Below are 13,629 nucleotides of genomic sequence, written 5' to 3' on the forward strand. Positions count from 1 at the left end.
GTAAAAAAGTATTTTTTATTTTTTAATTAATTTGGCAATTGCAGGGTGCAACTCTGAGATTTGTTCCTGTACAATCTGTTCATACAATCTATAAACTATAGAAACTGTAAGTAAAACCCCAGTACCTCCACCTAAGGCACCTGTGAAGTCTGCCACTGCTGCTAAGAATCCAACAAATGCTGAGCTCATCACCGTAATAGGTTTTATGTATCTTCTTAATCTTTGTTCTATGGACTTTGTACTTTTTCTGAAGCCTTTAATTGCCATGTCTAAGTTACCTAATTTTTTAGCCATAGATTTTGCATCTAACCCCGAGGTTTCAACCCAGAACATACCAAATAATATACAGAATACCACCATGGCTAAGGTATAGAATACGGCATGTAATGGATCAGATATTATGCTTGATATCCCATAAGGTGTTGAGAAATAATATGCTATACCATCAACTGCTCTTCCATTTACATAGTGTCCCAATAATGGTAGTCCCATTTTTTCTAAGAACATTCCCCATAATTGGATATTTGCAAATAATGCTACAGCCAGTATCACTGGTAAGTTGGATACATAAATGAATTTTATAGGGTACTTTCCAACTGCCCCTTTTATTCTTCCATGTGCCAAAGGAATTTCCACCCTTAAACTCTCTGCATAAACTACGATAAAAAATACTGCTATAGTACCGAGTATTGGTAAAATATATTCAAATGCAGTCCATAAACTTCCCATTGTTAATGCACTGAAGAATTTCCAGAGATAACCTTGAGGTCCTAGAGCTCCTACAAATATTGTTTGTGAAACCCCTGCTGCAATAAACAACCCAATACCTGATCCAATACCGTATCTTGAAACTATTTCGTCAAGATATATCAATAGTACCGCACCTAACGCCAACTGTAGGACGAGTATTATCACTAATGACAGTGATCCTATCGCCCCAAATGCTCCAGCACCAACGAACATTAACGCCTCTACAAAACAGAGCACTATTGCAAATAGTTTTTGTAATCCTTGGAATAGCCCCCTGTTCACCGGGTTTGATAGATCCAATTTTATAAGTTCGGAACCTACGAGTAACTGCATTATAATACCTGCAGTAACAATTGGTCCAATACCTAGGGTAATCAGAGTCCCCATTTTAGATGCTGTAACAGTTTGCCAGAAATCGAAAATTGAAGGTATCTGAGCTCCCCCAGTATATACATCGATCGTACCTAGTATAAAGTACAATATCAATACCAATCCTGTCCACTGTAATTTTTCTTTAAATGAAACGTCTCTTTCAGGTCTTTTTACTTCTGGTATATATTCAAGTAATGGTTTTATTTTATGTAGAAAAGCTTCCAAGATACCACCTTGCAACATTATAAACGATAAAGTTTATCAAAAGGGATTACCCCTCACACCTATATTAATTTATCTTTGATATGGTCGTTCCCGATATATTGTATGCCGTATTCGAGGTAAATCTCTCTTTTTTTGTTTTACAACGAGTATTAAAATTTTAATTGATTACTCGTGGAACAATCATAATTAGGGCGGTTAATAACAAAAATAATAACAACAATGAAAAACAGTTAAAAATTAATAATGTAGGTATTTTTAAGAAATTATGAATATTATTTAAAAAAATATTATTATATTTGGATATTTCGAAATTATTAAAATTTCCTTTATTATCTATATTAAAAACGAGAAAAAGTAAAAGTATTATATTAAAATGGTTTTTAATATATCTATAATTCAACAACTTCTCCACCAGCAGCACTTATTTTTTCTTTTGCCCCTTCAGAGAATTCTACTGCTTTTAAAATCATTGCAGTTGATACTTTACCTTTTCCAAGGACTTTTTCGTATCCGAATTCTGTAACATCAACTACAATTTTTCCATCTTCAACTTCAAATAAATCTTTGTTTTTTAATACGAATTCTTCTATTTCTCCTACGTTAACAGTTTTAAGGCTTTTAACTAAGGTAGGGTGTCTTTTGAATCCGTATTTTCCAAAGTAATTAGGCATAAACTTGACGGTACGTAACCATTTATGTTTATGGCCTCCAGCTTTACCTCTACCACCTCTGTGACCAGCTCCCCTGTGTTTTTTAGCTTCACCGTAACCACAGGTTCTACTACCTCTCATTTTTGTGATTTTTTTACTTTTTCTTATCATTTAATCACCTTTAGATTACATCATTTTTTCCAGTAGGTCGTTTATTTTTTCTCCCCTGTAACCTAAAGCTCCTCCAACTGAAAATGGTTTCTTAATACCTGCTTTGTCGTATCCCTTTCTTGGAGGGTGTAATCTGAATACTGGTTTTAATGGAGTATCTTTTAATTTTATTTCTCCATTTAATATTTTTTCGGAGAGTTCTTCTACTGACAAATCCATTAATTCTTTGATTTTTTCTTCATCCACTCTTTTGTTTCCAGGGAGTCTGCCTCTCTTCAATATTAACTTTATAAGCGTTTCTTTGTTTATTTCTCCGTAGGTTACATAGTCTTTTGCTTTCTGTATCATTCCTTTGAATTTTTCTTCTGGCACTACAACACAGTGGTTTACCCTGTGTAATCTTAACATTTTAAGTGTGTCGGCTATATCTCTCCTTACACCTACGCTACCTCTCACTCTTACAACTGCGTAAGCCATGTTTTCATCACCTTTCCATGGATTGAAAAACCACAATAAGGATTGTGGGCTACAAACATTTCATGCTTGTCTAATAATTGATTTTTAATTTAACTCGACAAATTCTAAAGAATTTGTCTCGAAAGTGAAGAAGTTGAAAATCAGCAAGATTTTCATAGGGTCTATACATTAAAAGTAAATAGAATTAAAGTACTCTACCTTCTGTAAGACCTAATTTCTCTTTCTGTTCTGGCAAGCATCTTACGAAGTTCAAGTTTTTGAGAGCTTCAAATGCAGCAACAGCAAAGTTGAATGTTGTTCTGGTGTCTCCGAAGGATTTTGTCCATGCGTCTTTAACTCCTGCAAGACCTAAAACTGCCTTTGCAACATTACCTGCAACTAAACCTACTCCTCTTGGTGCAGGATATAATTCGATTTTAACACTTCCACATTTACCTTTAACTTTGAACGGAATTGAGTGTGGTGTTCCACAACCGCATTCCCAAGAACCGCAACCGATTCTAACCCTAATTAATGATAATTTTGCCTGAGCAATGGCTTTTCTAATTGCAGGACCAACTTCTTTAGCTTTGCCCATCCCTACTCCAACATAACCATTTTTGTTTCCTACAACAACTGTAGCTCTAAATCTTGCTCTTCTTCCTGATTTGTGCATTCTTTGAACAAGCTTAACATCTAATACTTGTTCCTCTAGATCTGGTAAAAGGGCATCTACAATTTCAGGTTCTAACAATGGGAGACCATTGTCTAAAATGTAGTCAATGTCTGTAATTGTCCCTTCTTTAACCATCTTACCGACTTGAGTTTTTGGCTCCCAAGCCTCAACATTAAATCTTCTTTCGGATTTAGCCATTTATATCACCTTATAAATTAAGGATTTTCTCCTTTATTTCCTCAAAGTGCTCTGGCAAGTCTTCAGGGTTTAATCCTTTTTCCAAGTATTTTGAGAATTGTCTTTTGTATGCTTCTTCGTCTTCCTCTTTTAAGAGCTCAGCGTAGTTTTTGATGTGTGTTCCGTTTAATCTTTCTTCATCGGCTATTACATCTTCACTGTAAGGAATATCCATGCCAGCATCAAGTGCACCTTTTAATATAGCGAAGATTGCAGCTCCTTTTGTAGCTCTTTGTAGACCTATATCTAAAACTGCTTCTTCATATCCTTCTTTAACTGCTTTTTTACCTAACAATAAACCTGTTAAGTATGCTGCAGGGATATTTCCACAATGTCCTTTGTATCCTATCTTTACGAGCTCTTTTGAGTGGGCAGAAACTAATACAACATCTCCTTTTTCATCATAGCTTATGAGCTGTGCGATATTGTTGTTTAGTGTTTTTCTTGCAACCAATCTTGGTTTTCCAGACAATAATAAACCTAATCTTTGTCTGAAATCTGTTTTCCCTTCCCTTCTTCTTCTAAAAGGGACTCTATATTTAGCACCGTGTGCCATAATCATACCTCCTTATTGATTGATTATTCTACCAACATCCCGTGGTCTTTCATGTACAGCTTCATGTGGTTTTTACTTCTAAATGCTCCACCTTTTGCCATTCTGTATAACTTTCTGTATGTTGATCTTTCTAATTTATTTTCTTCCCTTAATTCTTTTAACATTCTTCTTAGCGGTCTTATGGTGTTTATCCATCTTTCTTTCTTAGGAGTTCTAGCTCCTTTAGCACCTCTTCTTGAACCAGGGCCTTTTCTTTTACCTTTTCTTTTCTGTTCAAGTGCTTTTTTCTTTCTACCGCTACTTATACCTTTTTCTTGTTTTTTTACAATTATTCCATCTTTTATTAATAACCTGATGTCATCTTTGGTTATTGCCATTTTAACTCTGTCTAAGTTTTCAGGATCAACCCAAACCCTATCAATACCGCAATTTAAAACATCTGCGGCTATTCTTCTCTGGGTAGATACATCCATAATATCACCTTTTCTGAAAACCCGAAGGGCTTTTACAATTTCCGAATATGGTAAGGAAATCAGAATATGAAATGGTTTTTCAGTTTCAAGTGAAACGAGAAACCAGAATATTGAAGTTTTTTAAATTTCCAGACTGCACTAATGGAAATATATTTAAGAATCATTTGGTGAAATTCGCTAGGATTTCACATTATTTGGATTGTAAGCCTAATAATTAATTAATGGAATTATAGATTTAAGAGCTCTTCCTGTTTTTCTTTGGAAATGTTTAGTAATCTTATTCCCAATTCCTGAGCTTTTTTTACGATTTCTGCTCTTTTTCTTTTACCTACTGTTGAAGCTACTCTAGCCCCTTGTGTTTCAGGGTTTAATGCTTCTAATTCTTTTACATTGTGAATGAGTACATCTTCTAAACCTGAAGGGTGTAATCCTCTAACAAGAGCAGGTCCTCTGTAACCTATTTTAACAATTGCAGGTCTGTGTGCTAATTGTAATCTCATTCCGCTGTGTTTCCCTTTAGGTCTTCTCCAGCTTGTACCGATTCTTTTGCATTTGAACCAGTCTTGTCTTTTGAATTCAGGTCTTTTTTGTTTCATTTTGAGCTTTAATTTTAATAATCTTTTTAATTCACTCATAGGACCACCGTTTTTTCTTTTCTGGTCCAAGCAAATCCTTCGGATTTGCTGGCCTTCAAAATCCTTCGGATTTAGGGATTTACAAATCTACGATTTATAAATCCTTACAATACTTTTCCAGCTTTTTCTACGATGTAAATTCCGTCCTGGAATACTCTAATGTCCCTTCCTTTGACTTTTGTGGCCTGTTCTATGTTTGCAGCAGTTTGCCCTACTTTTTCTTTGTCAGCCCCTGTAACAATAACATCCTCACCGCTGACTTTGACTTTGGTTCCTTCCATGACTTTTGCTTTTCTCGGGAATTTTTCCCCTAAGAAGTTGTCTATAATTACTTCATTACCTTTAACACTAACTTTCATAGGGAAGTGGGCATATCTTATTTTTAATTTGTATTCAAAGCCTTCTGTAACTCCTTTGATCATGTTTTGAATATGTGCCCTGTATGTTCCTATCATGGCAGCCTGTTTTTTTCTTGGGAAGGTACTTTCTATAACTACTTTATTTTCTTCTTTTTTTATGACAATGTTTGGGTAAGAAAGTTCTCTTCTAAGTTCTGTTCCGCCTGATTTAACAACAACTTCACTGCCGTTTATATCGACAGAGACATTTTCAGGGATATCAATTTCCTCCCTCATTATTGCTGCGACTGGCATAATTAATACCTCCAAAAAGTGTTTGGTCCTTAGAATACGTAGGATATTAATCTTCCACCTAATCCCTGATTCTTGGCTTCGTCGTGTGTCATTAAACCTTTTGGTGTACTTACGATTAATAATCCGAAACCTTTAGCAGGTAAGTATCTTTTTTCAAATTTTTCAAATTCTTGTTTCTTAACAGCGTATCTTGGCTTAACAGCTCCACATTTGTTTATTTGACCAATTAGTTCTACTTTGTAAATCCCTGCTCTTCCATCTTCGATATACTCAAAGTTTCCAATATATCCGTGGTCTTGCATAACATTTAATACTCTACCAATGAGCTTTGAAGCTGGCTTTACATATGCCACGCTTTTTCCCACTCCTTCACAGTTGGATATATGGTTTAAGGCGTTTGCAAGTGGGTCCATTAAACTCATGCTGATACCTCCTAATCGTATTTTTTAAATCCTAATTTTGGTGCTAATTCTCTAAAGCATTGTCTGCATAAGTTAAGTCCGTATTTTCTAATAATTCCCGGTCCTTTTCTTCCGCATCTTTTGCATACTTTAGAACCGTATCCGTATTTTTTCTTAAATGGTGCTTTTGTCATATTTTCACCTTTATGTGTAATAACCTATTTAGTTATTAATCCAAATATTGGGAATTTGAATCCTGTTGATGTTTATTCTTCAATATCAACTTCGAATTTTGTTTTTATATACTCGATAGCTTCTTCTTTTGTAACTAAGTGTCTTCCAGGTAATCTACTTCTTTTTAGCTTTCTTCTTTTAACCCTGTACCCTGGCTTGTCTAAAGTTACGCAGATATCCATACCGTAAACTCCAACTGAAGGATCGTACTTTTGTCCTGGGAAGTCTATGTGTTCTGGAACACCAAATGAGAAGTTTCCTCTGTTATCGAATGATCTTGAAAAGAGTGTTTTTCCTGAAGCTTTAAATGCAATAAATGCATTTTTCAAGAATTCTTCAGCTTTTTTACCTCTTAATGTAACTTTTAGTCCAATTGGTAATTTTTTTCTAATACCAAATGCAGGGTTTGTCTGTTTTGCCAAGGTTCTAACAGGTTTTTGACCTGTGATTTCTTCGATAACTTTAGCACCAATTGTTAATCTATCTCCAGCTTCGCCAACTCCAAAGTTAACAGTTACTTTTTCTATTCTTGGCCTTTTCATGGGTTCTTTTTCCCAGATTTCTTGGAATGACATGTTTCGTCCTCCTAAATTATTTTATGATTTTTACATTGTGATAACTGGTTCGTCATCACCAACCACAAAGACATGATCTCTAACTGTTTTGAATTTTTCTCCGTCTTTGTTTTCTAGTGTTATAATGTCTGGGTATAATTTTCTCTTTTCTATTTCTACGATTTTTGCAAATTCGCCGACGTGTTTACCACCGGTAATGTATGCCAATTTTCCTTCTTCGAAAGAAACATGGCCTACTATGTCTTGCTCTGGAATTGAGATTAAAACACTGTCTCCAGTTTTGTAAACATCTTCTTCAGCTTTTGTAGCGTCAGCTAATTTTACAATATGGTTTCTTCCATCATGGAGGTTTAGCTGTATGTGCCCTCCTTTGATTACTGTTTTATTGTTTATTTTACACAATTTTACATTATTTTTATCGGTTTTCTTTAATGTGATTCTACCTTTTTCATCTAAGAGAACTAAAAAGTTTTCTTCTGTGTCAGGTATTGATAAAACATCCATTAAACCGGTAGGGTGTTTGTATTCTTTTCTTTTTCTGCCATCGATTAATATTTTACCCATTTTGATAATTTTTTTTGCTTCTCTTGCGTTGTCAGCATATTTCAAAATGTCTCTAACAACCAATAATAATGGTAATGATTTATCCATTGAGTGTGGACCTGCTGATGGTCTTACAGTGAATTTTTTAACCTTTCTTGGAAGTTGCCAGTTTACTGGAGCGGCTAATCTTTTTAGATGTTTCCTAGGTCCTTTATTTGCCATGCTCACACCTCTTAGTTATTTAAGTTTTTAAACCTCTTTTCGTCTGATTCATCCAACTTTACTATCATGACATTTGAGGGATGAATTGGGTAAGGGGTTTCTTTTCCATCCTGTTTTTTGTTAAGTACTCCTTCAACATATATTCTGTATGATTTGTACATTACTTTAGTTACTTCTCCTTCAACACCTTTGAAGCTTCCTCTTAGGACTTTTACCACATCTCCTTTTCTAACCGGGAGAGCGTTTTTGTTATACTTTTCTTTCAATTCTTTTGATAACATGGCGGACATTAATCTGTTTCTTAGGTGTAATGGTGCATTATAAAGCGCCTTTCTTTGTTTTCTTGGTTGTTTTGATTTTGTCAAAACCATCATTTCACCTTCAAGTGTTAATGAGGAAATTAGAAATCCCACTATAAAACTTAAAATCGCAGAGCGATTTTATTGTGAGAATTTGAAAACTAAAATCTCAATTTAATATTTAGTGAATTATTTTAGCTAATCTTGATACACCAGGCCATCTTTCAGCAGCTTCTTTTGAAACTGGCCCTTTGATTTCTGAACCTTTTGGGTTTCCATCCGGTGTTACAATTACTGCAGCGTTATCTTCAAATTTAACTCTTGAACCGTCAGCTCTTCTGTATTCTTTCTTCTGTCTTATGATGATTGCAGGTAAAACTTGTTTTCTCATTTCAGGTGTACCTTTTTTAACTGAAACAAAGACCATATCTCCGACTCCACCTGAAGGTAATCTTCTTGCTACTCCTTTGTAGTTTTTAACTGCAATGATCTCTAATTCCTTTGCACCTGTGTTGTCAGCACAAAACAGTCTTGCACCGTTAGGTAGTGATCTCACAACATTTGAGCCTAATCCTTTCATATATTTCACCTTTTAAAGGAATTATTGTTCTTCTTCCGCAAATACGTCATGACCTAATTTTTCAACAACAACGAATGATTTTGTTTTACTTATGGGTCTACATTCCATAATTTTTATTATGTCACCTACCTTTGCATTTATACAAGGTGGGTTGTGTGCAACCATGGTGGCTGTTCTCTTTTCGTATCTTTCATATTTTGGAATGTAACTTACAACTTCTCTTTTGATAACAACTGTGTTGTGTCCTTTGTCGCTAGCTACGATACCTTCAAATGTCTGTCCTCTTACGGATAGTTTACCGTGGAAAGGACAGTTAACATCATCGCAAACATTTTCAGGAGATTTTACATCTATCCCTATGTTTTTCATAACCATACCTCCAATATGAGCTGTTGAATATTTTATAAAGAGTTTCAGATTAATTAATAATCATAAGTATATAATATTTTTGACATGGTGGTAACTATTTAATTGACCATTTGTTATTTTTTATGGGGACCTTCAAAATAGTTTTATATCGTTAGTATGGGTAGAGTTGTTTTATCTTTCTTTTTAACCTGTCTTCAGGTCTTCCAATTAGGAGTTTTCCGTTGACATCGACTTTGATTAATTCATCATTTTTTAATTTAAATCTAAATGTCGCAATATCTTTAGGAATTACTATTTCTTTACCGTTTGATTTTTCAACAACTAATGTATTTCTAGTTTCGTCAATTACTCTACCCTTTGTACCGATTAAACTTGGGTTAGTGGATTTTACAATCTCAACATCTAACCCAATTAGTTCATGTCTTATTATATTTTGTGGTGTTATCATGGGTGTCCCCTACCCAAAGGGCACGAGGGTGTACCATCAGGTATCCTCAAGCCCTATATTTATAATTAAATAAAATATGAATAAATTATCTAACGTCAATCATATCTTTTGAGAAACCCATTTTAACCAAGGTTTCTTCAACTTTTCTTCTATGGTCTCCCTGAAGTTCAATTGAATCTTTCTTTACAGTTCCACCACAGGCACAGATGTCTTTTAATTTTTTAGCAAGATCTTTTACATCGATTAAGTCAGCATCAAAGCCTTCGACTATGGTCATCAATTTTCCAAATCTTCTTTTTGCAACATATACTTTTATTTTCTGCTCTTCTTTTGCAATTTCTTCACATACACACAGGTCTTTTGGTAACCCACATATTGGACAAATTTCGGGCATTAATGCACCTCTCACTTAATATGGCTTTTTCAAAATACTTTTTTTAGTAGATTGATATATCTTTGCCATTTTATGATATTTAAAATTTTTGTTAGGTTTGTTAGGCATTTACTGTTTCTTCTTTTTTCTTCTCGTTCATTATTGTTAAAATTCTTGCAATTGTTCTTTTAAGTTCTTTAACCTTACCAGGGTTCGAAGGAGCTCCGCCGGTAGCTTTATTTACATTTTCTTTCATTAATTCTTTCTTTAATTCTACAAGCTTTTCTTTCATTTCTTGAACAGATAACTCTCTAATTTCACTTGTCCTTAGGATAGCCATTTTAATCACCTTATTCTTCTAATACTTCGTCAACTTCTTTGATTTCGTCTCCTTTTATGACGATTTCATCAGGTAAGACTACATCAGGAGGCATTATTTTTACAGTAACACCAGTTACACCGAGTTTTAATTTAGCTAATTGGTGGGCTTTTTTAACGAGCACTTCAGATGGTTCTCCACAGTGTTTCATGTATCCTGCCATGAATTTTTCCACTCTTGCTCTTTCCCCAGTCAATTTTCCAGAGATAATTACAACGACACCTTTTGCACCAGCGTTCATAACTCTTCTCACTGCTGAGTGAGCCACTCTTCTAAAGTGCATTCCTCTTTCAAGGGATGATGCTATTTTGTGTGCAACAACTTCAGGATCTAAGTCTGGGTTTTCTACCTGTTTAACTTCAATTTGCGGGTTTTCTACACAGTACTCTTTTTCAAGTGTTTCTGTTAATTCTTTTACCATTCTTCCTTTTCTTCCGATAACGAAACCTGGTTTTTCAGCGTAAACTGTGATTCTTGTTCCTACAGGTGTTTTCTTTACATCCATATGGCTGTATCCAGCTCTTATCAATTTAAGTTTGAAGTATTCATTAACTAATGTTTCCATAACATTTTCATTTACAAATGTTCTTTCAATCATTATTTCACCTTTTTGAACGTTTAGGAAGTAGAGCTTCCAAACGAGTTTGTATCTTGTGTAACAAACGGTTATTACATCTCGTGGACTACAATCTCGTTTTGTCAGTTCTCTGGAATTTTTTTAGTGGTATTCTTCTAATATAACTTGAATGTGTACTGTTTCTTGGAATTTAGGTGATGCTCTACCAAATGCTCTTGGCATGTATCTTTTTATTGTAAATCCTTTGTTTGATGAGATATGTTTTATTCTTAACTTTTCAGTGTTTAAACCTTTGTATTCTGCGTTTTTCTTTGCATTGTCTAAAACTTTCAATATTTCTTCAGAAGCTTTTTGTGGGAATCTTCCTGCATGCCATCCAAGTTTACCTTTTCTGTGTGGAACATCTTTATCGTGTCTTTTGAATGGTACAGGCTCTTTTAAGTCAATAACTCTCTTTAAAAAAGCAATAGCATCGTCTAATTTCATTCCATTTAATTTTCTGCAGATTTCAATTGAATGTTTTCTTGAGATTCTCAATGACCTGCCCATAGCATTTGCGGTTTTTTTAGGGTCAGCTTCTATTTTGTATTTTAATTTAGCCATCTACATTCACCTCAATAGGTTAATACCTCAGTTTTAACAGAACCTTCATTGTATTTAGATAGTGAATTTTTACGTTTCCTATCGTGTTTTTAATTATGGGGTTGGTTTTTACTTTTCCAACTTCTAAAATTGGATTATTTTTATGGCGCACATTGATAGAATATCCTCTATCTTCCATATATTCAATAGCCTTTTTTATTTGCTTAACCTTATTTATATAGTTTATCATAATACCCCACAAAACCGGAATCCTGCTTAAAACAAGGCAATTATTATGTTATAATACATATATTAGAATAAGATGTTAACGAGGAGGTTTCACATAAAAAAATACGAAGGTTTGTTATGAAGCTATATCTCAAAACATATAATTTGAATTATCTTTAGTCTGAGATAGCTTCATTAAGCAAGTGAAACCTCTAGAACTTCAGCACTTTCTACATCTTCTAATTCATTTAAAGCGTTTTCGATAGGTTCTGTTCCGCCTTCTTTTTCTTCCATTTCTACCATAACGTTTATTGAGTACAAACCAAATGCTAAAGGTTCATCATTTATTCCTCTGCACAATGTGTCCATCTTTTCTACGGTTTCTTTTACTTTTTCCTTTAATGCTTCTTTATCAACTTCAGGACTTACAGGCATAACTTTTATTTTAACGAGAACTTTTGCCATTATATCACCATCTATAGGGATTATTGGAATTAGTAATTACTTAGAATATATTATATTATTTATGGTCCTTCGTATCCACATACAGGACATTTGTATACGTTGCTTAGTTTTCTGCATTTTTCACATCTTACGATTTCTCCTTTCCCACAGTTTGGGCACAGGAATCTAGTAGCGTTTTCTCTTGGAGCAATTTCGGCACTGCATGATGTACATTTGTATTTCATTTTATCACCGACTAATTTTAATTATTCTAAAGTTATTTTTGTATATATATCTTCTATGTTTCTCATGATATTTTTTATCCTTTCAGGATATTTCCCATTAACCACAAAACATTCTATGTTGTATCTAATTAAAAGTTTTGGTAAGTGTTTATCTACGGATGTAAAACCTTTAATGGCTTTTGTATTTATAGTATTTAATAGTTTTCCTTCAGGATATCTATCATATATCCCATCAACATCTGTGGCTATAATCAAGCTGTTTAAATTCAATAACTTGGCGACATAGGCAGCAATGGAGTCAGAAGTAACATCCCAAGAATGTGGGAGCTCATCTGTTGATAAAACTATTTTTGAAGGTAGAACAATAACAATTCCCTCATCCTTTAAAATTCTCTTTGCATCAAACAGATTATCTGCTGTTTTTATGCCCGATACCTCGGAAAAATACATTCCAATTAGGTCTGTGCATACTGTTGCAATTTTGTGAGCTCCGGTCTCATCTAACTCAGTTTTTTCATAAAGGTTTCGAACTACATTGGCAAAATCCCCGCCGCCAGGGATAATTATTATCTCTTCATCTGTATTTTTTAGCTCATTTAATAGTTCTTTCACCGAGTAAGTTAAGCTACCACCTATTTTTATTAGATGCATTTTCTACCTCAAAAGTTTTCTAGATATATCTTCAAACTAATGATTTAACCGATTAAAATAAAACTGGTAAAATCAGCTATCCAATTCTTTGGAATATAGTTGTTCTGCGAATGGATATTATAAATATTTACATTAAATTATAATTAAAATATTCAGCATGATTTTAATTTAATCGGAGCGAACGAAGTGAGCAAAGAGCCACAAAACTTTTGATTTTGTTCAAATTTAAAAAATTTTTAAGTGCCATTAATTGCAGAACGGCTATATATTTTAATATCGATTATTGGGGTATCATCAAAGGCATCTATTTTATCAACAAATATTTTATTATTATCTATTTTTAGGATTTTAACTGTATAAACACCTATTGGATTTGGCCTAACTGGAGACCTAGTTGAAAATACGCCCCTTATCGGATTTTCAGGGTCTCCTTTTGGATGAACTTTTAATATCTTTCTTTTATCTGGAGTGTCGCTTTTGTCAAACCACAAAAATATTAAAATCTTTTCTCCTTCTTTTAATCCGTTTAAACCTTCTTTAAACTCTTCAAAGATGTTTAGTACGGTACTGTTTTTTAATTGTTCGACTTTTCCTATCGGATATATTTTAAATGTTTTCATAGAAA

At 33.9% G+C, this 13,629-nt stretch carries 25 protein-coding genes; all 25 read right to left on the bottom strand.

Annotated elements, in window-relative coordinates; all coding sequences use genetic code 11:
• Positions 1–15: 15 nt before the first annotated feature.
• Positions 16–1,365 carry a preprotein translocase subunit SecY gene (gene secY, locus F555_RS0107460; RefSeq protein WP_211204485.1) on the bottom strand — a complete coding sequence of 450 codons (1,350 nt, stop codon included), beginning with the start codon at positions 1,363–1,365 and terminating at the stop codon, positions 16–18.
• Between the two features lie 371 nt (positions 1,366–1,736).
• The gene (locus tag F555_RS0107465; RefSeq protein WP_018154598.1) at positions 1,737–2,168 is read right to left on the bottom strand and encodes an uL15 family ribosomal protein; all 432 of its coding nucleotides are present in this window, start codon (positions 2,166–2,168) and stop codon (positions 1,737–1,739) included.
• A gap of 15 nt (positions 2,169–2,183) precedes the next feature.
• Positions 2,184–2,645 carry a 50S ribosomal protein L30 gene (locus tag F555_RS0107470; protein WP_018154599.1) on the bottom strand — a complete coding sequence of 154 codons (462 nt, stop codon included), beginning with the start codon at positions 2,643–2,645 and terminating at the stop codon, positions 2,184–2,186.
• Between the two features lie 184 nt (positions 2,646–2,829).
• Positions 2,830–3,498, bottom strand: coding sequence for a 30S ribosomal protein S5 (locus tag F555_RS0107475; RefSeq protein ID WP_018154600.1), 669 nt, complete (start codon positions 3,496–3,498; stop codon positions 2,830–2,832).
• Between the two features lie 10 nt (positions 3,499–3,508).
• Entirely contained in the window at positions 3,509–4,093 is a 585-nt protein-coding gene (locus tag F555_RS0107480) for a 50S ribosomal protein L18 (protein ID WP_018154601.1), read from the bottom strand.
• 23 nt (positions 4,094–4,116) lie between these two features.
• Positions 4,117–4,566, bottom strand: a complete 450-nt coding sequence (locus F555_RS0107485; RefSeq protein ID WP_018154602.1) for a 50S ribosomal protein L19e — start codon at positions 4,564–4,566, stop codon at positions 4,117–4,119.
• 227 nt (positions 4,567–4,793) lie between these two features.
• Positions 4,794–5,201: a 50S ribosomal protein L32e gene (locus F555_RS0107490; protein WP_018154603.1), complete on the bottom strand. Its 408-nt coding sequence runs from the start codon at positions 5,199–5,201 to the stop codon at positions 4,794–4,796.
• Between the two features lie 104 nt (positions 5,202–5,305).
• A complete protein-coding gene (locus F555_RS0107495; protein ID WP_018154604.1) occupies positions 5,306–5,854 on the bottom strand; it encodes a 50S ribosomal protein L6 in 549 nt (182 codons plus the stop codon).
• Positions 5,855–5,883: 29 nt separating this feature from the next.
• Positions 5,884–6,276, bottom strand: a complete 393-nt coding sequence (locus F555_RS0107500; RefSeq protein WP_018154605.1) for a 30S ribosomal protein S8 — start codon at positions 6,274–6,276, stop codon at positions 5,884–5,886.
• 11 nt (positions 6,277–6,287) lie between these two features.
• A complete protein-coding gene (locus F555_RS0107505) occupies positions 6,288–6,449 on the bottom strand; it encodes a 30S ribosomal protein S14 (protein WP_018154606.1) in 162 nt (53 codons plus the stop codon).
• A gap of 72 nt (positions 6,450–6,521) precedes the next feature.
• The gene (locus tag F555_RS0107510; RefSeq protein ID WP_018154607.1) at positions 6,522–7,064 is read right to left on the bottom strand and encodes a 50S ribosomal protein L5; all 543 of its coding nucleotides are present in this window, start codon (positions 7,062–7,064) and stop codon (positions 6,522–6,524) included.
• A gap of 30 nt (positions 7,065–7,094) precedes the next feature.
• Positions 7,095–7,829: a 30S ribosomal protein S4e gene (locus F555_RS0107515; protein ID WP_018154608.1), complete on the bottom strand. Its 735-nt coding sequence runs from the start codon at positions 7,827–7,829 to the stop codon at positions 7,095–7,097.
• A gap of 11 nt (positions 7,830–7,840) precedes the next feature.
• On the bottom strand, positions 7,841–8,200 hold the full coding sequence (gene rplX / locus F555_RS0107520) for a 50S ribosomal protein L24 (RefSeq protein WP_018154609.1): 360 nt from the start codon (positions 8,198–8,200) through the stop codon (positions 7,841–7,843).
• A gap of 109 nt (positions 8,201–8,309) precedes the next feature.
• Complete coding sequence (locus F555_RS0107525) at positions 8,310–8,708, bottom strand: 50S ribosomal protein L14 (protein WP_018154610.1); 399 nt, start codon at positions 8,706–8,708, stop codon at positions 8,310–8,312.
• 21 nt (positions 8,709–8,729) lie between these two features.
• Positions 8,730–9,077 carry a 30S ribosomal protein S17 gene (locus F555_RS0107530; RefSeq protein WP_018154611.1) on the bottom strand — a complete coding sequence of 116 codons (348 nt, stop codon included), beginning with the start codon at positions 9,075–9,077 and terminating at the stop codon, positions 8,730–8,732.
• Between the two features lie 151 nt (positions 9,078–9,228).
• The gene (rnp1, locus tag F555_RS0107535) at positions 9,229–9,525 is read right to left on the bottom strand and encodes a ribonuclease P protein component 1 (RefSeq protein ID WP_018154612.1); all 297 of its coding nucleotides are present in this window, start codon (positions 9,523–9,525) and stop codon (positions 9,229–9,231) included.
• 85 nt (positions 9,526–9,610) lie between these two features.
• A complete protein-coding gene (gene yciH / locus F555_RS0107540; RefSeq protein ID WP_018154613.1) occupies positions 9,611–9,919 on the bottom strand; it encodes a stress response translation initiation inhibitor YciH in 309 nt (102 codons plus the stop codon).
• 100 nt (positions 9,920–10,019) lie between these two features.
• Complete coding sequence (gene rpmC / locus F555_RS0107545; RefSeq protein WP_018154614.1) at positions 10,020–10,238, bottom strand: 50S ribosomal protein L29; 219 nt, start codon at positions 10,236–10,238, stop codon at positions 10,020–10,022.
• Between the two features lie 10 nt (positions 10,239–10,248).
• Complete coding sequence (locus F555_RS0107550; RefSeq protein WP_018154615.1) at positions 10,249–10,875, bottom strand: 30S ribosomal protein S3; 627 nt, start codon at positions 10,873–10,875, stop codon at positions 10,249–10,251.
• 120 nt (positions 10,876–10,995) lie between these two features.
• Positions 10,996–11,457: a 50S ribosomal protein L22 gene (locus tag F555_RS0107555; RefSeq protein WP_018154616.1), complete on the bottom strand. Its 462-nt coding sequence runs from the start codon at positions 11,455–11,457 to the stop codon at positions 10,996–10,998.
• Positions 11,458–11,476: 19 nt separating this feature from the next.
• The gene (locus tag F555_RS0107560) at positions 11,477–11,686 is read right to left on the bottom strand and encodes a hypothetical protein (protein WP_018154617.1); all 210 of its coding nucleotides are present in this window, start codon (positions 11,684–11,686) and stop codon (positions 11,477–11,479) included.
• A gap of 173 nt (positions 11,687–11,859) precedes the next feature.
• Positions 11,860–12,129: an elongation factor 1-beta gene (locus tag F555_RS0107565; protein ID WP_018154618.1), complete on the bottom strand. Its 270-nt coding sequence runs from the start codon at positions 12,127–12,129 to the stop codon at positions 11,860–11,862.
• Positions 12,130–12,188: 59 nt separating this feature from the next.
• Positions 12,189–12,353, bottom strand: a complete 165-nt coding sequence (locus tag F555_RS0107570) for a zinc finger domain-containing protein (protein WP_018154619.1) — start codon at positions 12,351–12,353, stop codon at positions 12,189–12,191.
• 21 nt (positions 12,354–12,374) lie between these two features.
• Complete coding sequence (mfnE, locus tag F555_RS0107575) at positions 12,375–13,004, bottom strand: [5-(aminomethyl)furan-3-yl]methyl phosphate kinase (RefSeq protein ID WP_026183007.1); 630 nt, start codon at positions 13,002–13,004, stop codon at positions 12,375–12,377.
• Positions 13,005–13,240: 236 nt separating this feature from the next.
• Complete coding sequence (tsaA, locus tag F555_RS0107580; RefSeq protein ID WP_018154621.1) at positions 13,241–13,624, bottom strand: tRNA (N6-threonylcarbamoyladenosine(37)-N6)-methyltransferase TrmO; 384 nt, start codon at positions 13,622–13,624, stop codon at positions 13,241–13,243.
• Positions 13,625–13,629: the final 5 nt, after the last annotated feature.

It is taken from the genome of Methanothermococcus thermolithotrophicus DSM 2095, from assembly GCF_000376965.1.
Lineage (GTDB): Archaea > AGJL01 > Methanococci > Methanococcales > Methanococcaceae > Methanothermococcus > Methanothermococcus thermolithotrophicus.